The organism is Propionispora hippei DSM 15287 (assembly GCF_900141835.1).
Lineage (GTDB): Bacteria > Bacillota > Negativicutes > Propionisporales > Propionisporaceae > Propionispora > Propionispora hippei.
This window is the reverse complement of record NZ_FQZD01000011.1, coordinates 79,764-99,494: the sequence shown is the minus strand read 5'-3', so window position 1 is coordinate 99,494 and position 19,731 is coordinate 79,764. Positions and strand designations below refer to the sequence as shown.

Annotated in this window: 18 protein-coding genes and 1 riboswitch; of the genes, 8 read left to right on the top strand and 10 right to left on the bottom strand. The window is 50.9% G+C overall.

Translation table 11 applies throughout. The features are described from left to right. The first annotated feature begins 89 nt into the window (after positions 1 to 89). The 3 genes from F3H20_RS08070 (at position 90) to F3H20_RS08060 (ending at position 3,151) form a co-directional block, all read left to right on the top strand. A complete protein-coding gene (locus F3H20_RS08070) occupies positions 90 to 755 on the top strand; it encodes a response regulator transcription factor (protein WP_149734425.1) in 666 nt (221 codons plus the stop codon). Then, positions 752 to 2,275 (top strand): HAMP domain-containing sensor histidine kinase, encoded by a 1,524-nt coding sequence (locus F3H20_RS08065; protein ID WP_149734424.1) that lies wholly within the window; start codon positions 752 to 754, stop codon positions 2,273 to 2,275. Before F3H20_RS08070 ends, F3H20_RS08065 begins: the two co-directional genes overlap by 4 nt. A gap of 90 nt (positions 2,276 to 2,365) precedes the next feature. After that, positions 2,366 to 3,151 (top strand): hypothetical protein, encoded by a 786-nt coding sequence (locus tag F3H20_RS08060; protein WP_149734423.1) that lies wholly within the window; start codon positions 2,366 to 2,368, stop codon positions 3,149 to 3,151. A gap of 117 nt (positions 3,152 to 3,268) precedes the next feature. On the opposite strand, the gene F3H20_RS08055 is transcribed toward F3H20_RS08060, so the two are convergent. Then, positions 3,269 to 4,654 (bottom strand): aminotransferase class V-fold PLP-dependent enzyme, encoded by a 1,386-nt coding sequence (locus F3H20_RS08055; protein WP_149734422.1) that lies wholly within the window; start codon positions 4,652 to 4,654, stop codon positions 3,269 to 3,271. Between the two features lie 251 nt (positions 4,655 to 4,905). On the opposite strand from F3H20_RS08055, the gene F3H20_RS19870 reads away from it, so the two are divergent. After that, entirely contained in the window at positions 4,906 to 5,064 is a 159-nt protein-coding gene (locus F3H20_RS19870) for a hypothetical protein (protein WP_188128243.1), read from the top strand. 73 nt (positions 5,065 to 5,137) lie between these two features. Here the strand turns inward: F3H20_RS19870 and F3H20_RS08050 are convergent, their stop codons facing one another. Continuing rightward, positions 5,138 to 5,320: a hypothetical protein gene (locus F3H20_RS08050; protein WP_149734421.1), complete on the bottom strand. Its 183-nt coding sequence runs from the start codon at positions 5,318 to 5,320 to the stop codon at positions 5,138 to 5,140. Between the two features lie 194 nt (positions 5,321 to 5,514). Between F3H20_RS08050 and F3H20_RS19865 the strand changes: the two genes are divergently transcribed. From F3H20_RS19865 to F3H20_RS08045, 3 genes are all read left to right on the top strand, one after another. Then, on the top strand, positions 5,515 to 5,691 hold the full coding sequence (locus tag F3H20_RS19865) for a hypothetical protein (protein WP_188128242.1): 177 nt from the start codon (positions 5,515 to 5,517) through the stop codon (positions 5,689 to 5,691). A gap of 304 nt (positions 5,692 to 5,995) precedes the next feature. Further along, positions 5,996 to 6,136, top strand: a complete 141-nt coding sequence (locus F3H20_RS19860) for a hypothetical protein (protein ID WP_188128241.1) — start codon at positions 5,996 to 5,998, stop codon at positions 6,134 to 6,136. Between the two features lie 212 nt (positions 6,137 to 6,348). Next, a complete protein-coding gene (locus tag F3H20_RS08045) occupies positions 6,349 to 6,678 on the top strand; it encodes a GrlR family regulatory protein (RefSeq protein WP_091746419.1) in 330 nt (109 codons plus the stop codon). A gap of 74 nt (positions 6,679 to 6,752) precedes the next feature. Here F3H20_RS08045 and F3H20_RS08040 read toward each other — a convergent pair whose 3' ends face one another. The 4 genes from F3H20_RS08040 to dcuS form a co-directional block, all read right to left on the bottom strand. Continuing rightward, positions 6,753 to 8,444 (bottom strand): methyl-accepting chemotaxis protein, encoded by a 1,692-nt coding sequence (locus F3H20_RS08040; RefSeq protein WP_149734420.1) that lies wholly within the window; start codon positions 8,442 to 8,444, stop codon positions 6,753 to 6,755. A 254-nt stretch (positions 8,445 to 8,698) separates the two neighbouring features. Next, positions 8,699 to 8,789: riboswitch (cyclic di-GMP riboswitch) on the bottom strand. 121 nt (positions 8,790 to 8,910) lie between these two features. Then, positions 8,911 to 10,257, bottom strand: a complete 1,347-nt coding sequence (locus tag F3H20_RS08035) for an anaerobic C4-dicarboxylate transporter (protein WP_149734468.1) — start codon at positions 10,255 to 10,257, stop codon at positions 8,911 to 8,913. A gap of 133 nt (positions 10,258 to 10,390) precedes the next feature. Continuing rightward, entirely contained in the window at positions 10,391 to 11,083 is a 693-nt protein-coding gene (locus F3H20_RS08030) for a response regulator (RefSeq protein ID WP_149734419.1), read from the bottom strand. After that, entirely contained in the window at positions 11,077 to 12,675 is a 1,599-nt protein-coding gene (gene dcuS, locus F3H20_RS08025; RefSeq protein ID WP_149734418.1) for a DcuS/MalK family sensor histidine kinase, read from the bottom strand. The genes F3H20_RS08030 and dcuS overlap by 7 nt, the downstream gene beginning before the upstream one ends. Positions 12,676 to 12,930: 255 nt before the next feature. Between dcuS and F3H20_RS08020 the strand changes: the two genes are divergently transcribed. Next, the gene (locus tag F3H20_RS08020; RefSeq protein ID WP_188128239.1) at positions 12,931 to 13,989 is read left to right on the top strand and encodes an HD-GYP domain-containing protein; all 1,059 of its coding nucleotides are present in this window, start codon (positions 12,931 to 12,933) and stop codon (positions 13,987 to 13,989) included. A 79-nt stretch (positions 13,990 to 14,068) separates the two neighbouring features. Here F3H20_RS08020 and F3H20_RS08015 read toward each other — a convergent pair whose 3' ends face one another. The 4 genes from F3H20_RS08015 to F3H20_RS08000 all read right to left on the bottom strand — a co-directional run bounded on the left by F3H20_RS08015 (position 14,069) and on the right by F3H20_RS08000 (position 19,706). Further along, positions 14,069 to 15,292 (bottom strand): multidrug effflux MFS transporter, encoded by a 1,224-nt coding sequence (locus tag F3H20_RS08015; protein ID WP_149734416.1) that lies wholly within the window; start codon positions 15,290 to 15,292, stop codon positions 14,069 to 14,071. Between the two features lie 92 nt (positions 15,293 to 15,384). After that, on the bottom strand, positions 15,385 to 17,886 hold the full coding sequence (locus F3H20_RS08010; RefSeq protein WP_223191684.1) for a heavy metal translocating P-type ATPase: 2,502 nt from the start codon (positions 17,884 to 17,886) through the stop codon (positions 15,385 to 15,387). A gap of 11 nt (positions 17,887 to 17,897) precedes the next feature. Then, positions 17,898 to 18,263: an ArsR/SmtB family transcription factor gene (locus F3H20_RS08005; protein WP_223191683.1), complete on the bottom strand. Its 366-nt coding sequence runs from the start codon at positions 18,261 to 18,263 to the stop codon at positions 17,898 to 17,900. Positions 18,264 to 18,446: 183 nt separating this feature from the next. Then, positions 18,447 to 19,706, bottom strand: a complete 1,260-nt coding sequence (locus tag F3H20_RS08000; protein ID WP_149734414.1) for a saccharopine dehydrogenase family protein — start codon at positions 19,704 to 19,706, stop codon at positions 18,447 to 18,449. Between the last annotated feature and the right edge of the window lie 25 nt (positions 19,707 to 19,731).

The following is a 19,731-nucleotide window of genomic DNA, read 5'->3' as shown; positions in this document are numbered from 1 at the left end:
AGCTTCAAAATAGGTTATTGACTTGCGCTTTAAAACTATCTTATTGTATAAGCAGATACACCTAATACCTGTATAAGGAGATTTCTTCCGTGAATAAAACCGTATTAATTGTTGACGACGAATCGCGCCTGAGAAAACTGGTGGCCGATTTTCTTTCCCGCGAAGGCTATGCCATCCTGGAGGCTGAGAATGGCAGAATCGCGCTGGATGTGCTCGATCGAGCGGCGGTTGATTTAGTCATTCTGGACGTCATGATGCCCGAACAGGACGGCTGGACTGTCTGTCGGGAGATCCGCAAAAAATCAAATATACCGGTCATCATGCTTACCGCCCGCGGCGAGGAAATCGACCAGTTATTCGCCTTTGAGATCGGTGCCGACGAGTACATAACCAAGCCTTTCAGTCCCAAAATCCTGACCGCCCGGGTCAATTCCCTCTTTCGGCGACTGGACCGGGACAAACAATTTTCCTATGATGGTCTGACCATTGACCCGACAGCCCGGCAGGTCCTCATTGCCAATCAATTCCTCGATTTAAGTCCGAAGGAATATGATCTGCTAATCTACCTGGCCGAAAATAAGGGAAAGGCACTGAGCCGCCAGCAAATTCTCGATCATGTCTGGGACTATGAATATTTTGGCGATTTGCGAACAGTCGACACCCATATCAACCGCCTCCGGGCCAAATTACAGGACAAACATACCTTTATTCAAACCATTCGTGGTTATGGATATCGATTCGAGGCGGCCAAATGAAACTCTCACTTCGTAATAGACTGTTTCTCAGCCTCACCGCGCTTCTGCTCTTCTTTACCCTGTTTTCCTGGGGTCTCACTTCCATGGGGCTGGAGGAATTTTATTATTGGCAAAAGAAAGCGGTGCTGATTGAAAACTGCCGGCAAATCGACGAACTCTATGCCGGAAATCCGGAAGACATCTCTCTGGAACTCGAACGGATCGGCAACACGCTTGGCGCCGGCATCGTCATTATCGCTCAGGATAATTCGGTTAAATACAGCTCTTTCGGCCGCATTATTAATGCGAAATTCCAGGAGCCCTTTCCGCCGCCTCTGAGGCCCGGCAACGAAAAAGTTCCGCCGCTTCCCAGGGATAACAATCCCCGCCGGCCGCCAGTACCTGTCGTTAAAGCCAAGGAGATTATCGACAGCCGCACCAAATTGGAAATCCAGCACAGTCCGGAACTGAATCTTGATTCGGTAGTGCTGGAATACCAGCTACGCAACGGTGATCTACTCCTGCTTCGCCAGCCGCTGGCCCCGGTATGGGAAAGTGCCGGCATCGCAGCCCAGTTCATTGCCTGGACCGGCCTGCTCTCCATTTTGCTGGGTTCCCTCTGGGCCTACTTCTTCGCCAGAAAATTCACTTCGCCCATACTGGAACTTAAGCAAATCGCCCAAAACATGAGCCAGCTTGATTTTTCCAAGACCTGCACCATCAACCGCACCGATGAAATCGGCGAACTGGGCAACAGTATCAATCACTTGTCCGCCCAACTGGGGACGGCCATTGCCGATCTGCATCAAAAAAACCAGCAATTGATGGCCGATGTCGAGAAAGAACGCAAACTGGATAAAATGCGTCAGGACTTTGTGTCCAGTGTATCTCACGAGTTAAAAACGCCGCTTTCGCTGTTACTGGGCTATGCCGAAGGTTTAAAAGAAAATATCGCCGGCAACGAAGAAGACCGCAATTTTTATTGCTCCGTCATTATTGACGAAGCAGAAAAAATGGACCGGCTGGTCAAAGACCTGCTTAACCTGTCGCAAATTGAATCAGGCTTTTTTAAACTAAACCGAAGTAATTTTGATCTTTCTGCCTTGCTGAGCGATATTGCGCTGAAATACCAATCGCTGCTGGCGGAAAAGCAGATTACACTCATTACGGACGTTCCGGAACAACTGCAGGTTTTCGGCGACCCGCTCCGTATTGAGCAAATTCTATTCAATCTGGTCAACAACGCCCTGGATCATACCGAAGGGGACCGCCGCCTCCAGATCAAAGCCGAAGATACGGGCAGCCATATCCGCATTTGGCTCTTCAATACCGGCCGGCCCATTCCGTCCGAAAGCCTTGATAAAATCTGGCTAAGCTTCTACAAGGTGGATAAATCCCGGTCCCGCGAACACGGCGGCTACGGCTTGGGTCTGTCCATCGTCCGTGCCATTCAGGAACTGCACGGTAACGCCTACGGAGTTGCCAATCAGGAGCAGGGAGTTAGCTTCTGGTTTGATGTGACAAAAGCAAGATCATGCTAATTATACACAAGTTCGTAACAAAGCTGTAACAATTCTCCTGCATAATAAGAATCAAGCAAGACAACGTTATACAGCAAAGGAGAATGCCTTATGAAAATATCATTAATGAAAAAGACCATCGGTGGTTTTCTCACCGGAACTATCCTGCTTTCTCTGGGAGGACTGGCCCTGGCCGCCCCCGATACCGCCGCACCGCCGCCGGATTTTGGAGCCCGCCGGGAATGCCCGCCGCCTGACTTTAAGGATATGCGACAGCAGATGACTGATACGCTTACCCAGTTAGTAAGCGCAGGAACCATCACCCAGGACCAGGCCGATAAGCTGGCGTCTTTCTTCCAGGCAAAGGATGATGAACGCCGGGCGGAATTTGAAAAGGTAAAGGCCATGTCGGAAGCTGACCGGCGCACCTATTTCCAGCAAAAGAAGGGCACCCGTCCCGACTTTATCGGCGATATCAAGACCGCGGCCGGTTTGAGCGATGACCAGGCCAAAGCAGTGGCCGATGCCATGCGGCCGCCCCGACCCGCCGGTCCGGAAAAAGGCGTTCCCGGCCTGAAAAATAAAGTAGCGCTGCTTGTCCAGGACGGTACCATTACCCAGAAACAATCGGATAAGCTCCAGCGCTTCTTCGCCGCCAAGGCTGAGGAAAGAAAAGCCGAATTCGAAAAAACCAAAGACATGACCCCTGAAGAACGCCACGCTTATTTTGAGCAAAAGGCAGCAGGCCGGCCCGACATGGTGAAAGACCTGAAAAAAGCCGCCGGACTAAGCGATGAGCAGGCAAAAAAAGTGGCTGACACTCTCCGTCCGCCCCATGGGCCGCTGCCTGGCCAACCGCCCTGCCAGCCTGGCGATAACCCCAGCCCGAATCAATAGCACCTGAGCCAAACACAAGCATACTCTTCTCTCTAAATAGTTGAAAAGGCCGCCCCGGCAACCCCGGAACGGCCTTTTTTCACCTGTCTATATGATGGCCGGCGATATTCCTCCCTATTACGGCACATGCCGTTTTACCCAGAACGGCACATTCCCCGAACCGGCCTGACTATCCAGCGCTTCATATTTTTGTTTGTAATGGTCTTTATGCTTGAGGATATGATCGACCGCCTCCAGAAATACATCAGCCTCCCGGCAGGTATTATACACGCCCAGACTGACCCGAACCAGTCCCGGCACCCTCGCTTCCTGGTGCTTATGATAATAGTTCAGTTCCTTTTCCGTAACTCCCAGTAATTTCTCGACATAAGGATGGGCACAAAACAGCCCGCTGCGCACGGCAATCCCCGCCTCATAGGAAAGCATTTTGGCAAACGCCCGATGGTCCAGCCCATCCACTTGAAAGGAAAAAAGGCTTACCCGATCCTCACCGTTCCGTGTCCGGCCAAACAGGCGAATACCGGGAATCGCCGACAGGCCGGTCATAATATACTCGGTCAGTTCTCTTTCATAAGCATGGATTTCTCCTATGTCAAGCTGTGTCATCAAACGAATGGCTGCCACCAAAGCCATCACCCCGAGCACATTCGGGGTCCCTGCCTCCTCCTTATAGGGTGAATCATCCCAGTCGACAAACTGACGGCCTACCAGTCTGACCGCCCCACCCCCTTTGCACAGGGGGCTGACATCGTGAAAGGCTTTACGGGGACCGATCAGGATGCCCACGCCAAAAGGGGCGTACATTTTGTGGGCCGAAAAAACCAAAAAATCAATATGCTCCCGCGATGAATGAGGCTTCATATCCAGCGGACAGTGCGGCACAAGCTGCGCTCCGTCAACTAAAAGCTGTGCTCCGTATTGATGACAAATGGCAGCAATTTGATGTATGGGATTCATAAAGCCTGTCACATTTGACGCTCCCGTGACGGCAACCAGCTTTACGCTGCCGTCGTATTGCCGCAGCTTTTTCTCCAGATTTGCCAGGACCAGGCGGCCACTCCGGTCAACGGCCACATAGTCGGTGGTAAAGACATCCCGCCACGGCAGATCATTGGCCAGATGCTCCATTTCCGAGGAAAGAACAACAGCCTGCCCTTCTTGCTGGGACAGGGTATGAGCCAGAACATTAATCGCCTCGGTCGTACTCTTCGTATATATAAGAATGTCCTTTTCCTCGTCTGCGTGAACGAACGCTTTGATTTCTTCCCTCGCCGCTTCGTACCAGTCAGAGGTGAGCACCGACTTATAGCCGGTACCGCGGTGCACAGAAGAATACCAGGGACAAAGCTCTTCAATTTTTCTTAAGACACAGTGAAAGGGCGGCGTGGTAGCTGCATTGTCAAAATTGATGGCCGTACTATTGCTTCCGTTCAGCAACGGTACCCTTTCATTTACACCGACAACGAGCTGTCTCACATAATCATTAAATTCCTTTCTTTCCATACAATCCCTCAATCCATATTATTCTCCCCCTACACCATATTCCGCTAGGTTGGTATCGGCCACAGCCGGCTGGCGTTTTCCCGCTGGAAAAAAGCACCGCTATCTTTATGTAAACTTTCATGTTATAATTCGGCTACCGGCAGATTCACTGCTCCGACTTTATTCAATACCGTTGCCCATTTTTCCGGCAGAGCTTCCCTGCTATCATCCTACTACTGCTTATTACGTAAAACCGGAAAGGGGTATGTATTATGAGTAAAGCCTGGGGAATCTATATCCGTTACGGGAAAATTTGCATGACCAAGCGCGTTGGCTGCCTGCTGCAAGCCACCCAAAGGTACAACCGGCTAATGAGATGGAAGAAAAAACCTGATCTTTGGATTGCCTTGGTCCCGATTCACGACCATTGAATATTGTTACATACAAAGAAAACAGGCAACAGCACATCTATGGTGCTGTTGCCTGTTTTCTTTATCTACATCACTAGGGATAAAATACGAGTTCCGGAAACAACGTCGCATACGAGGTTTCAACCACCAGTTCAGGAAAAAAGACAAAAGGATTCGGTGGACGCTTGCCGTACCAGATTCCGGTACGATACGGCCGGTGGCAGTAAGGACACAGCGGATAGATCAGGCGTCCCGTACCATAGGCATAGGCTCTCATGGCAACGGCCCCCCCTATTTTTCGATTTATTATATAGTATGCCGCAATCCCCCTATTGTTACGTAAACTAGAACAGCTTATATATCAGACTATGGCACGCCCATTACGGCAGGCTTAGCTTTCTAACAACCGGTATAACAGCGCCGGCCAAAGGATAAACTAGTACCGATAAACAACTGTGGAGGAAACCGGCTATGGTACGCTACCGTATTTTTCTTGACGGCCTGGACACCGGCAAAACAGTAAGAGCCAGCAATTATGAGGATGCATATTTTGATGCCGCCAGCACGCTGGCCCTTACTTACCAAAATAATCTGGAATTAAAGGAAATTGAAGCCGACCCGCTTATGCATGATGTACCGCCCCATTAAGCAGGCATGTTTCGCAGAGTTCAAGACAGGAGGTGATTCTTATGGGAGGAAAAACGTTCGATCAGTTTAAAAGCCGCCAAAATGCCCGGAACAAGGCACAAAATGTCGCAGCATCCAAAAGCGAGAGCAAGGCGGAAAAGAACTCTAATAAGGAGTAACCGAGGTGGCTATGCCACCTTATTTATTTGGTCATCTTTAACTTCTGCCAACAGGCAACAGAAATTTTTTCCGGGCATATTTGCATATCTACCGCATATACTATATATTGTGGTGAAGTTTACGCAAAATTAAGGGAGGTATGTCAATGAAAAAGCTGCTAAACGGTGTATTCTCAAGTATCTCCGATGCCGAACTGGTTATGCATAACATTAAAAAAGAAAACATGCCGGAGGAACAACCGGCAGCAACCGAACTGCCGGATACCAACGATACTCCGGCAGAATAGAACTACGGCTCCACTAAGCCTGAAAGAAAAAATTGCCGGACATCAAAAGTCCGTCTCGTCAGTCGATATACGGAAAGACCTGCCCTACCAACGCGACAGAAATCTGCCGCGTTATTTTTATGATCAATTATCAAAAATGCCGTCCTATTTGGCAGGATTTTGTAACTATATGGCAAAATTATATGATATAACGATTAAGAGGGGGTAATCATATGTCGAAAAGTATTTGGTCCTTTCAATTTCGTACTAAAAACCTGTCCTTTGGCGCCGGTACCGCCGTACTTGATGGCGATCAGCTTATTGGCGGCGATGCTTCATTTTATCATGTTGGCAAACTCTCTTTCGAAAATGATGCCATCACCGGTTCTGTCTGTGTCAACAAGCATGGTACAGGCCCTTCTTTCTTCGGTGCCATTCATTCCTACACTCTGTCACTAACCGGCCACAGGAAGGAAGATCAAATGACTTTATCCGGCTATATGGTGGAAAACCCCTTGCTTAAAATAACGATGGAGTTAACAAAGATCTTAGATCTAGAATAGCATAAAACCCCAGGCGGGAATCAACTCGCCTGGGGTTTTCCTTTCCTTGGCCGATAAGCTTGCAGAGCCGCTATTTAACTTAATTGAAACCGGTCGACAATACGCTTTAGCTCCTCTGCCGTGCTGGACAATTCCTCACTGGCCGCTGCAATTTCCTGCGACGACGCCGACTGTTCTTCTGTAGCTGCCGAAGCCGCCTGTGTCTTGCCTACTGCCAGTTTACTATGCTGGTCAATACGTTCTACCGATAAGACAATTTGCTGGCTGCCTGTGGAAATTTGCTGTAGCGTGTCCGACACTTGCTGCATCTGTTCATGAACGGTTTGAACCAGATCGTTGATGTCCTGAAAAGCCAGTCCGGCCATATGCACAACATCCGCCCCCTGACTGACCAGTTCCGGTCCTTCGTTCATGACGGCAACTGCCCTGTCGGTATCGGTCTGAATCATGCCAATCAACTCGGCAATCTGTTTGGCCGCATCCTGTGACTGTTCAGCCAGCTTACGCACTTCCTCGGCAACTACGGCAAACCCCCGTCCCTGTTCCCCGGCCCGTGCCGCTTCGATCGCCGCATTCAGCGCCAACAGATTAGTCTGGCTGGCAATTTGCGAAATCGTGTCGATAATTTGCCCAATTTCTTTCGACCTCATGCCCAATTGCGTAACCACTTCAGCCGAATGGGAAACGTTTTCTTCTATTTTATTCATGTGCAGTATAGCACCCTTCACCGATTCACTGCCAAGGATTGCCGTTTCCGCCGCTTCGCCCGACCGTTCATTAATTTCCGCCGCATTGGCCGCAGCCTGTTGAATTCCGGCCGACATCTGCGTAATTACCGCCGCCGTCGCATCGATGGAAGCCAATTGCTGCTCGGCCCCGGAGGCAATGGCGTTGATCGAGTCCGCCACCTGGCTGCCGGCCTGCGCCATTTGGCCGGAATTATCCTTTAACTGCGCCGAAGAAGCAGCCAATAGTTCGGCCGAATCCATAACCTGCTGAATCATTGTCCGCATATTGCTTTTCATCGTATTTACCGCAGCAGCCAAATCAGCGATTTCATCATTTGACTGTACGCGAATACTGTCTCGGGTAATTTTCCCGCCGGCAATCTCCGTAACTGCCCGGACCAATTGGCCTACCGCCGTAGAGATGGAGCTATTAAGTTTAATACTAATGGCAACAGCCAGCACAATAATCAGGCCGTTGATAATGAAAAGAACCCGCTGATTGGTTGTTGCTTTGTCGGCAATTTTCGCCTGTTCTGTTTTAACATACTCCTTAATCATATCAACCAGTTCATCCGTTTGCTTGGTTACCTTTGCATAGGGAACAGTCCCTTGTTGGATGATGGTTTTCAGAGCTTGCTGATCATTGGCCAGACCTGCCTGCATGGCCTGGGTGGCCAATTGTTCGTATTCCGCCTTGGCCGCCTTAATCTCGACTATGCTTTTCTTCGCACTTTCCGTTACAAAAATATGCTCCATCCGGTCAATTCTGTCGTTTGATTCCTTTCGGATAGCAGCAAACTCTTCCCGTGCCGCCGGATCGCCGGTAAGATTAAATTTACGGACCGTCGCGGCTTCATCTACAATATTAGCGGACAGTTCCTCCGCCAGAATCAGTTTTTCAATGTTTATCGTTGTAGTAGACTGGTACTCTTCATTAATCTGGCCAATTTTATAGTAAGTATAACCGCTCAAGAGAACCATGCCGCTAATAATAACAAGAAAAGCCCCAAAAATCTTTTTACCTATCGTTAATTTCACTGTTCACTGAATCTCCTCTACCCGTTTTTACTTCCTCTACACCAAAAGTCGGGAACCCTTACCTTGTCGCTCAGTCCTAACCGCCTCCTTCCATCATTCTTGCCAGACGCCCCAGGGACTCATGCCCTGTCCGCAATGCCGCGCAAGTCTGGCAAACTACTTGCCGGTCTAACGATCAGACGGGTTAGCTTCTTTTGACCATGCAAAAAAGACAGGGATAGCCCTGTCCTACAAAACAACTAACCCCTCGGTTACTTGGCGGCATGGCGATCATAGGCAAAATTCATTGTCGTTAGACCCGTAGCTTTGCGTCCCTGCCTTTCGGCAGGTTTGCCCAATATTCATTTTTACTGCTTTGCACAATTGACACTCTCTTAGTATCCAGTAAAAGTAATAATTTGTCAACTAGAAATCATTATTACGGTATACAAAAAAAGGCCTGACAACAGACCTTTTTTTCCTGCATTTAAAATAATATGCTTACCAGTGTATAGCCTACGATACAGCCTGTTATCACACCGATAATACCAGGCAGAATAAAACTGTGATTAATAATGAACTTGCCTATTTTCGTCGTACCTGAACGGTCAAAACCAATACAGGCCAAATCACTCGGATAGGTAGGCAGCACGAAATAGCCGTACGCCGCCGGGAAAAAGGCCACAATCAACCGGGGGTCCACACCCAGGTTAAGACCGATCGGCGCAATCGCCACAATCGCTGCTCCCTGACTGTTTACCAGTTTGGAAACTAAGAACAGAACAACGGCATACATCCAGGGCTGACTGGCTACGACACCGGCCAGCGACTGCTGCAGCAGCTTGAAATGAACCTGGAAGAAGCTGTCGCTCATCCATGCTACACCGAATACCGAAATGATGGCCACCATGCCTGCCTTGAAGACATTGCCGTTGGACACCTCCCGGGAATCCACCTTGCAGACGATCATAATCACGGCACCGGCAATCAGCATCATCATCTGAATGGCCAAATTCATCGACAAGGGACTTAGCTTGCCGTTGGCACCGGCAAAGGATGGGCGCAGACCAGGAAAAGCACCTAGCAGGACAACCAGAACAATGGCCGCAAAGAAAATCCAGGTAGCCCAATAGGCCTGCCTGGGAAACACTTTGTCCAGCATGGTATCCGAACTGCCATAAATATACGCTTTTTGCTCGGGATCCTGCAGCTTAGCCTGAAACTCCGGGTCCTTATCCAAATCCCGGCCTCGCCGCATACTCCACAAAGCGGCCGCCAAAACCCCGAAGAAAGTCGCCGGAATAGACACCGACAATAACTGGATAATACCGATAGCCTGTCCGACACCATGAGCCTGCGCCAGAATAGACACCAACGAAACGACCGAAACCGATACCGGCGAGGCGCCAATTCCCATCTGGGATGCCACCGAAGCAACGGCCATAGGCCGTTCGGGGCGGATATTTTTCTTAATCGCAATGTCGTAAATTATTGGAAACATCGTGTATACCACATGGCCGGTACCGCATAAGAAAGTAAGTGTCCAAGTCGTCAGCGGCGCCAAAATCGTAATGTAGTCGGGATGGCGGCGCAACAATCTTTCGGCAAACCGCATCATAACATTCAGACCGCCTGCCGTCTGCAGTACCGACGCACAGCCGATAACGGCCAGGATAGTCAGCATCACCTCGACAGGCGGCGTACCCGGCTGCACACCAAAAAAGAAAGTAAGTATAAAAAGTCCGAAACCACTGATCAGCCCTAATCCCATCCCACCATACCGGGTGCCCACCAGCAGACAGAGCAGGATCACTAATAGCTGTAAACCAATCATCATTCATATCCCCTTTCTTGCAATATTTTATTTATTGTAATAAACTTCTTTGCCGGCGTACATCATTGGAAATTTATTTAAGAGTTTTTTAATTAAAAAAAGTAAGTCTCCTGTCGGAAACTTACTCTTTTGCTCAAAACATATTCGCCTGTTTATTGATGCAGCGGTACTTGTACAGCGGCCTGCCGACAGCGCCATAGCTGACCTCGGCGCTGATTAGTTCCAAGCCCTGCAGATACTTCAGATATTTACGCATCGATACCTGGGACAGCCCTACTATTCCGGCAATTTCATCGGCACTAAACTCCCGCTTGATCCTTACTATTTGTTCCCAGATAGTCCTGATTGTATTCCGGTCAAGCCCCTTGGGAAGAGCAGCCGCCTCACCGGAACGCTGAGGAGTAAAAAACTGCTTGTCCAAATCCTGCTGGCAAAAACTCTGCTGTTCGCTGATTGATTTGCGGCGCCGGCTATAATTGAGCAAAGCCGTCTGAAAGCGGGTAAACTCAAAGGGCTTGATTAAATAATCCACCACCCCCTGGCGCAAGGCCTGCTCTACTGTGGCCACATCATGAGCCGCTGTGACCAGGATGACATCAACCCCATGCTGCGCTTGCCTGATCGCCCGCAATAGCTCCAGACCGTTCATGCCGGGCATGAAAACATCCAGCAGGACAACATCGACTGCCGTCTGGCGCAATAACCGCAAGGCCGCTTCGCCGTTGCTGGCAATGCCGGCCAGCCGGTAACCCTCCAGTTGTTCCAAATAACGCCGGTTTAATTCCGCTACCATGGGATCATCTTCCACAATAAGCACAGCTAACATAGTATCACCTTACTTTCATAGGGAACAGTCACCGTAAATACCGTGCCTTGTGCCGTATTGGATGTATATGTTACCGTTCCGCTCAATCGCTCGACACTGCGTTTAACCAAAGAGAGGCCAATTCCCCGGTTCACAGCCTTGGTGGATACCCCGCATTCAAACAACGTTGCCGCCAGTTCACCGGAAATTCCCGGCCCTGTATCACTGACGCTGATGGTCAATTTTTCGGCCTCGTAAAAAATATGAAGGGTAACCTCCCGTAGCGCTGCTTGGGCCAGAGCATCAAAGGCATTTTCCACCAAATTGCCAATGATGGTGACCAGTTCATGGGACATGTCCGTCTGCTTCGGTCCCGGTAAACAACTGTTCTCCGTCAACTGCATCGGTATGCTTTTTTCCCGGGCCAGACTCAGCTTACTCAAAATAAAACCGGCTATCACAGGATCTTTGATCCGGCGGCTGACAAAATCAACTTCCGTCTGATGATCGAAAGCAATTTGATTGATGTAGGCTGCCAATTGGTCGTAGCACTCCAGGCGGACCAACCCCAAAATCACGTGAAGACGATTCATAAACTCATGGGCCTGGGAACGCAAAGCCTCTACATACATCCGTACTCCCGTCAGCTCCTCGGCCAACCGCTTTACCTCCGTCTTATCCCGGAAAGTGGCAATGGCGCCTACCGTTTTCCCATTTACAACCAGGGGCACCCGGCTGGTCAATACGGATGTGCCGAAGATATTCTGTTCTTGATCGAATTCCAGTTTACCGGACTGCATAACCTCTACCAGGCGGCTATTGGGGACCACTTCGGACACCAGTTTACCCAGCAGCATTTTCTCCGCCACCGGCACGCCCAGCATGTGACGGCCCACATCATTAATCAATGAAATATGCCCGCCTCTGTCCACCGCCACAATGCCTTCCCGCACCGATTGCAGCATGGCGCTGCGCTCTTCCAGTAGCTTGGCAATCTCTTCCGGTTCCAGACCAAACAACGTCTTTTTTACATTGCTTGCCAGCAGCAGGGCCCCCCCTATCCCGAACGTCAGTCCCAGGAGAGTAATCATCACGATAATCAGGTCTATCTGGCGCTGCAACTTATCGACCTGAGTCATCAATATCCCGACCAGTACGGCTCCCACCTGTTTGCCCTTCTCATCGTACACGGGAGTAAACGCCCTGACCGAGGAACCCAGCGTGCCCTCGGCGACAGAGGTGTATTCACTGCCGGCCAGAACAGCCGCTTCATCGCCGCCAACCACATGCTGGCCTACCTTCTCCGGGTCGCGATGAGACCATCTGATGCCTGCCATGTCAAAAACGACAATAAAGTCCACCTTGGCAGCGGCCATACAGCGGCTGGCAAAAGCCTGCACCCGCCCATCATCCCGCCCCAGCTTGAGTGCCTGAGCAACCAGGGGATCAAACGCAACCTGCCGGGCCACACCAAGCGCCTGATTTCCAGTCTGACTATGAATGTCGGCTTTCATTACCCTGGATATCAAGAAACCGGTAACCAGCAAACAGGCGGTGACCAGGCTGCATACCAGCAAAATAATCCTTGTTTGCAGTCTTGGCAGTTTTTTCAATCATCCCAGCTCCTGTCTGCCTTGTTTTTCATAAGGTTATTAATAATTCCACACCAAGCCTGATTTCCCTGCCCTGCCAGGCTGCTGCCGTTCTGGTAAGCACAGCTCCCGGTCAATTGACTGTACCTGTTTTTTTATTCCTCGATTCACCGGCTGTACATGGCGGAAATTTTGGCAAAAAAGAAGGGTTTATTTCCGGCGCAGCGAAAATTTTACCAATGCCACATGGAAATAATGAGGTTGAGGTGCAAGCATATGACAGAAACATCAAGAAAAATTGTCGAGCAACCGGTAGCCTTTTTAGTGTCCGGCACCGAATTGGCCAAGGATGTCTATTCGGAGTACGGTAATGTTCTGATTAATCAGGGCACAGTAGTTACACAACCTATTATAAAAAAACTGGAAACCTGGAACATCCAAAGCGTATCCATTTGGAGCGAAGTCACGGAACAGGTCATTGCCGATCCGGCTCTCCAAAAATTTTTAAACACCTATAACCAATCGGTCGATGTGGTCGAGCAGGCCTTCGACACAATCCGCCAAACCCGTATGCTCCCGCTTGCCACATTTCAGAAAACAGCCGATGATTTAGCCCATAACCTGACCACCGCCGGTAATGTTATTGATCAGTTATATAATTTACCCCCCTGCGATGACTATACGTTTCGCCATAGCGTCAACGTCAGTGTCATTGCCGGCCTGATTGCACTGTGGCTTAAGTACCCGCCGGAAAGCATTCATGCCATTTCACTGGCCGGCCTGCTGCATGATGTCGGCAAATCCCTCCTGCCGCCCAAGCTGGTCAACAGGCCTCATAAGCTCTCGACCGACCATTATGAAACCTATAAGCAGCATGTTACGTTAGGCTATGAACTGCTTAGCAAGGTTTCCGGTATTGCCGAAAGCGTCCGCCTGGGTGTGACCGATCACCATGAAAGGGAGGATGGCAGCGGCTATCCGAAGGGATTGTCCGGTGCCGACATTCATCCCTACGCTAAAATTATTGCCATTGCCGATCTCTACGATGAAGCGTTGACTATCAATCGTGATCCAGGCATGTTGAGCCCTTACTGCAGCATTGAGAAGCTGCAGCACGAGGTATACCGCCTGGATCCCAAAGCCTGCCTCACCTTCACCAGCCACATGACCAATTTTCTAACCGGCGATCCGGTTATGCTGACCAATGGCAGCAAGGGGCGTGTCGTCTGCACAAACAAGCGCTGGCCCTCCCGCTCGATAGTCCAGTTAGAGGACGGTACCGTGCTGGATTTAAATGATGGCGGCGATGTACGCATCAGCCATATCATAAGATAATTGATACTGCCGCTACAGGCAAAAGGCGCGCCGCGTTAACCGCCCGGCGCGCCTTTTGCCTGTATTTCTTTGTCCGTGATTAATCTTTTTTATGCTTTACCAGCCAGACATAACTTAATACAGCGGCCGTCTCCGCCAGAGCAATGATCACACCCATCGGCACAGCCGTCCGGCTGCCGGCGATACCGACCAAGGGCGCCATAACGCCGCCGAACACGAAGGAGAATAGCCCGATCAAGGCCGAGGCGCTGCCGGCTGCCTTGGCCTGATCCTGCATGGCCAAGGCAAAACAACTTGTCCCGACAATCCCCACACTGGCAATGACCAAAAATAATGGAACCAGAATCATATATAACGAACCTTGCAGCAAAATCATCAGGAGCAGCGCCGCTCCTCCCACAAAGGAAATCCCCAGACCGGCAATCAGCAGCCGGGTTTCGCTGATGCGCCCGGCCAAACGGCCGGTTATCTGCCCGGCCAGGATAATGCCTAAGCCGTTTATGCCAAAATAAACGCTGAACATTTGCGGCGAAACACCGTAAATATCCTGCAATACAAAGGGAGAGCCGGAAATATAGGCAAACATCGCCGCCGAAACAAAGCCCTGGGCCAGCGCATACCCCATAAAGGTCCGGTTGCCCAGCAAGCTGCGGTATGTCCTCAAACTATTGGCGATACCACCCCGGGAACGCCGCTTAAGCGGCAGCGTCTCACGTAACCCGAAAAAAACGCTGGCCAGCATAGCAAGGCCAATGCCGGCCAGGACGATAAAAATTCCCCGCCAGGAAGTAAACGCCAGAATCTGACCACCCAAGACCGGTGCAAAAATGGGAGCAAAGCCGTTAATAAGCATCAGCAGGGCAAAAAAACGGGTCATCGCCGGTCCGGAGTAAAGATCCCTGACCGTTGCCCTGGAAATAACCACCCCGGCGGAACCAGCCAGCCCCTGAACAAACCGCATGGCAACAAACAGTTCCATCGTCGGCGCCAGGACACATAAAAACGAGGCGGCAGCGTAAATGGCTAACCCGGCCAATAAGGGCCCCCGCCGTCCGTAGGTGTCGCTAAGGGGCCCGATAAAGATCTGTCCCAGCGCAATCCCCAGCAGACAGGCGGTCAAACTAAGCTGGGCCAGGGAAGTGCTGGCCTGCAGGTCATTGGCCAGATGAGGCATAGCCGGCAGATACATATCAATGGATAACGGCCCGAAGGCGGACAGCCAGCCGAGCAGGCAGGCGGTCCAGAGGACAGCCTGCCTTATTTCGGCTGGCCTCTCTGCCGCTATATTCTGTGAATCGTTCATAAGGTCTCCTCGCTATTTGGTGCAATTAAAAATATACCCTCTATTTTATGGCAAATGCCGTTTTAATGCAACTGTCCAACGCAACAAACCGCTTATGCCAGCCGGCGCATAAGGCGCATGCCGTTTAGTGTTACCAGGATAGAAGAACCCGTATCGGCAAACACAGCCATCCACAGATTGCCGTGACCGGCCAATGTCAGCCAGATGAACAGCACCTTTATCAGGACGGAAAAGCCGATATTCTGCTTGATAATGGCTACTGACTTGCGGCTAAGACGCATTACATAAGATAACTTGCCCAGATCGTCGGACATCAGGGCCACATCGGCTGTTTCCAGCGCAGTATCCGAGCCGGCTACGCCCATGGCAATCCCGATGTTGGCCGCCGCCAGGGCCGGAGCGTCATTCACCCCGTCTCCCACCATAACAACCCGGCCATAGTCTGCCGCCATTTTTTTAACGATCGCCACCTTATCTTCCGGCAGCAGCTCGCTGTAATAGGAATCAAGCTGCAAACTGCCGGCAATCCAGGCAGCCACGGCGGTCTGATCGCCGGTAAGCATAGCCGTGTGCTTTATGCCGGCCCGGCGCAGTGCCGCGATCGCTTCGCCGGCATTGTCCCGGACCGTATCGGCTACGGCGATGACGCCGAGTAATTCCCGACGGTTACCGACAAACATGACTGTTTTTCCCTGTTGCAGCCAGGCTGTGACAGCCGGCTCGCAAACCGCCGTGGAAAGCCCGAGTTCTTCCATCAGCCGCCGATTACCGATATATACGGTATTTCCCGCCAGCTCGGCTTGTGCCCCCCGTCCAACCAGCGCCGTAAAGCCTTTCGCCGGCAGCAGGGGAAGTCCCGCGGCCTTCTGTAAAATTGCCGCTGCCAGCGGATGCTCCGAAAACTTTTCAATGGAAGCGGCAATCCGTAAAAGTTCCTGTTCCGTTACCGGCTGCACTGGCAGCAAACCGGTTACCACCGGCTGACCTGTCGTCAGCGTGCCGGTCTTATCGAAAGCAATAGCCTCAATGGAACCCAGTTCCTCCAGATAGGCACCGCCTTTAATCAAAACTCCGTTGGCGGACGCGTTGCCGATAGCCGCCACAATGGAAACCGGCGTGGAAATAACCAGCGCACAGGGGCAGGAGATCACCAACAACACAAGACCTTTATAAAACCATTCGGTAAAAGATAGTCCGAACGCCAGCCAGGGGATCAACATAACCCCCAGTGCCCCCAGCAGAACGGCTGGAGTATAATATTTAGAAAATACATCGACAAACTGTTGGGAAGGCGCTTTTTGCGCCTGCGCTTCTTCCACCAGTTTCATAATTCTGGCCAAAGTAGAATCGCCGGCTGCTCTGGTTACCCGGACAGACAGGGCGCCATTTTCATTCAGCGTGCCGGCATAGATGGTATCGCCCGCCTGCTTTTCCACCGGAATGGCTTCACCGGTGATGGCCGCCTGGTTAACGGCTGATATTCCTTCCGCCACGATGCCGTCCATAGCAATCCGCTCACCGGGCTTTACCAAAAGGATATCACCGACCACAATCTCTTCTACCGGCAGCCGCAGTTCCTGTCCGTTCCGCAGCACCAGAGCTTCCGGCGGTGCCAATTCCATCAAAGCCCGGATGGATTGCCGGGTTTTATCTACGGTATACGCTTGCAGCGTATTGCCAAAGGAAAATAGGAATGCTACCGTAGCCCCTTCGCTTCCTTCACCAATGGCAAAAGCCCCAAAAACGGCAACCGTCATAAGAAAATTCATATCGAAGGTCAGTGACCGGATTCCGTATAGGCCGCTTCTTGCCGTATGATAACCACCGGCAATGGCAGCGGCAACATAAAGAAAAGAAACAACAGCTTCACCGCAGCCCAGCCAATTTGCCAGAGTTGCCACAACCAACAGGATACCGGCCAGAGCGGTGGCTCCGGTTCTGGCATGCTTCCACCAAGCCGTTCCCGTCGAGGTCTCCGTTCCTTTCAGTTCAAGCCTTGCCTTATAACCGGCCTGCTCCACCGCCTGATAAATGGCTTCCACCGGCAGACTGTGCTCCACCAGTAGCTTGCCGGTGGCAAAGTTCACCTGTGCCGCGTATACGCCGGTCAGTTTACTAATCCGCTTTTCCAGTCCCTTGGCGCAATCGGCACAATCCATGCCGGAAATAACAAACACCATGCTTTTTCTGTCTGTTACCGGTCCTGGCCCGGCGAGTAGACGCCCCGTATAACCAAAGCCCCGCACGGCGGCGAGAATAGCGGCCGTACCCGTCAGCTCCGGATCATACGTCACTTGAAGCTTAGCCGTTGCGAAAGACACGCTGGCCCGGCTGATACCCGGCAGCCGGTTTAAGGCTTTTTCCAGCTTAGCGGCACAATCACCACAATCCAGCCCTTCCAGCTCGAATCGGGCAATAGCCTGGTTTGCCGGCACCGCCGGACCACAGTCCGCCCGATGGCAGTCCACCGTATCCGGTTCCACAGCCACGCTTTCAGCAGAGCAGCTGCAAATGGCGGCGACTGGTGCCACCGTCCCGTCACAGCAGCCCCGCTGGCAGGAAATATCATGACTTTTACTATGTGAATGGCTCATTGTTCGCCTCCTTAGCGATGTCTGGTATGTTCCACACATTGAGCCAGTAATGACTCAATGTGTGTATCGTCAAGCGAATACCAGGCCATCTTTCCTTCCTTACGATATTTGACTAAACGGGCACTGCGCAATAGCCGCAGTTGATGCGAAACAGCCGATTGGCCCATCTCCACCACGGCGGCCAGATCACACACGCATAGCTCCCGTTTTGCTAAGGCATGCAGCATCTTTATCCTCGTGGCATCCCCTAATAATTTAAAAGTTTCGGCCACCTGCTGCGCTTCCGTTTCCGGCAAAGCGTCCTTTCTGGCCAGACATACTACCTGGGGATGTTCGCACAATTCCTCGCAGGTATCCATTGTACAATCAGACGTCATCGCCAACACCTCCGATATATGAATACATGTTCATATATCGTATTATATTACAGACAACAGCAAAAGTATACTGCCCGTTGCGAAAAAAGATAAGGAAAATTTTATAAACACATAGCCGTAAAGGAAATAAAAGTCCCCTATGTTTACGCTTTCCGTAAACATAGGGGACTTTTATACATTCATTTATACTGAAGCTACATGCTCAATGACAGGTGCCGTAAAGGTCACCGGGGTTTCGCTGACCTCGGTCGGCAAGCCCATGCTATCCAGCAGGTCCAATAGCGGTCTGGGGGGCAGTTCCTCCACATTGACCATTGTCTTCACATCCCAGTCACCGCGGGCAACCAGAATCGCCGCAGCCGCGGCCGGAACTCCCGCCGTATAGCTGATGGCCTGGGACTCCAGTTCTTTATAGCATTCCGCATGATCACAGGTATTGTAAATAAAAATTTCGCGCGGTTTACCATCTTTTGTGCCGCGGATAAAGTTACCGATGCAGGTCTTGCCGGTATAGCCAGGTGCCAGGGAGGAGGGATCGGGCAGCAAGGCCTTCAACACTTTCAACGGGGCAATTTCCACACCTTCGGCCACTTTGATCGGTTTCTCCGAGGTAAGACCGATATTTGTCAGCACAGAGAACACATTCAGATAGTGATCGCCAAAACCCATCCAGAAACGGATGGAATTGGCATCTATATTTTTGGAAAGCGAATGCAGTTCATCATGTCCGGTCAGATAAACCGGGCAGCTCCCCACCACGGGGAAATCATAATCGACCCGGATGGAATGAACCTTCTGTTGCACCCATTGGCGATCCACCCAGGTCCACACCTTTTTGAATTCTCTAAAGTTGATCTCCGGATCGAAGTTAGTGGCAAAATATTTGCCGTGACTGCCGGCGTTAACATCCAGAATGTCGATAGTGTCAATGGTATCGAAATATTCATCGCGGGCCAGCGCACACCAGGCGTTTACCACCCCGGGATCAAAACCGATACCCAAAATAGCGGTAACTCCCTGAGCGGCACAGCGCTCCCTGCGTTTCCATTCATAGTTGGCATACCAGGGCGGATTTTCACAAACCTTGTCGGGCTCTTCATGGATGGCAGTATCCATGTATACCGCACCTGTCTCTATACAAGCTTCCAAAACGGACATATTAATGTACGACTGCCCCACATTGATGACCATTTCAGATTTGGTTTCTTTAATCAGGTTGACTAACTCGGGAACATTTAGGGCATCCACTTGCCTCGCGTATAATTTTCGGGCAGGATCTTTCAGATGATTCTTACGCAATACGCTTTCAATGATAGCCTCACATTTTTGCTGGGTACGCGATGCAATGCAGATATCCCCCAATACATCGTTGTTCATAGCGCATTTGTGGGCTACGACATGCGCTACTCCCCCAGCACCTACAATTAAAACATTTTTTCTCATTTCTCTCCTCCTAAATTTTAAAAAA

Bases quoted from the DNA above. Each gene is read 5' to 3' on its own strand.
- F3H20_RS08065 (WP_149734424.1), top strand. From the start codon at position 752: ATGAAACTCTCACTTCGTAATAGACTGTTTCTCAGCCTCACCGCGCTT.
- F3H20_RS08060 (WP_149734423.1), top strand. From the start codon at position 2,366: ATGAAAATATCATTAATGAAAAAGACCATCGGTGGTTTTCTCACCGGA.
- F3H20_RS08055 (WP_149734422.1), bottom strand. From the start codon at position 4,654: ATGGAAAGAAAGGAATTTAATGATTATGTGAGACAGCTCGTTGTCGGT.
- F3H20_RS19870 (WP_188128243.1), top strand. From the start codon at position 4,906: ATGAGTAAAGCCTGGGGAATCTATATCCGTTACGGGAAAATTTGCATG.
- F3H20_RS08050 (WP_149734421.1), bottom strand. From the start codon at position 5,320: ATGAGAGCCTATGCCTATGGTACGGGACGCCTGATCTATCCGCTGTGT.
- F3H20_RS19865 (WP_188128242.1), top strand. From the start codon at position 5,515: ATGGTACGCTACCGTATTTTTCTTGACGGCCTGGACACCGGCAAAACA.
- F3H20_RS19860 (WP_188128241.1), top strand. From the start codon at position 5,996: ATGAAAAAGCTGCTAAACGGTGTATTCTCAAGTATCTCCGATGCCGAA.
- F3H20_RS08045 (WP_091746419.1), top strand. From the start codon at position 6,349: ATGTCGAAAAGTATTTGGTCCTTTCAATTTCGTACTAAAAACCTGTCC.
- F3H20_RS08035 (WP_149734468.1), bottom strand. From the start codon at position 10,257: ATGATTGGTTTACAGCTATTAGTGATCCTGCTCTGTCTGCTGGTGGGC.
- F3H20_RS08030 (WP_149734419.1), bottom strand. From the start codon at position 11,083: ATGTTAGCTGTGCTTATTGTGGAAGATGATCCCATGGTAGCGGAATTA.
- F3H20_RS08020 (WP_188128239.1), top strand. From the start codon at position 12,931: ATGACAGAAACATCAAGAAAAATTGTCGAGCAACCGGTAGCCTTTTTA.
- F3H20_RS08015 (WP_149734416.1), bottom strand. From the start codon at position 15,292: ATGAACGATTCACAGAATATAGCGGCAGAGAGGCCAGCCGAAATAAGG.
- F3H20_RS08010 (WP_223191684.1), bottom strand. From the start codon at position 17,886: ATGAGCCATTCACATAGTAAAAGTCATGATATTTCCTGCCAGCGGGGC.
- F3H20_RS08005 (WP_223191683.1), bottom strand. From the start codon at position 18,263: ATGACGTCTGATTGTACAATGGATACCTGCGAGGAATTGTGCGAACAT.
- F3H20_RS08000 (WP_149734414.1), bottom strand. From the start codon at position 19,706: ATGAGAAAAAATGTTTTAATTGTAGGTGCTGGGGGAGTAGCGCATGTC.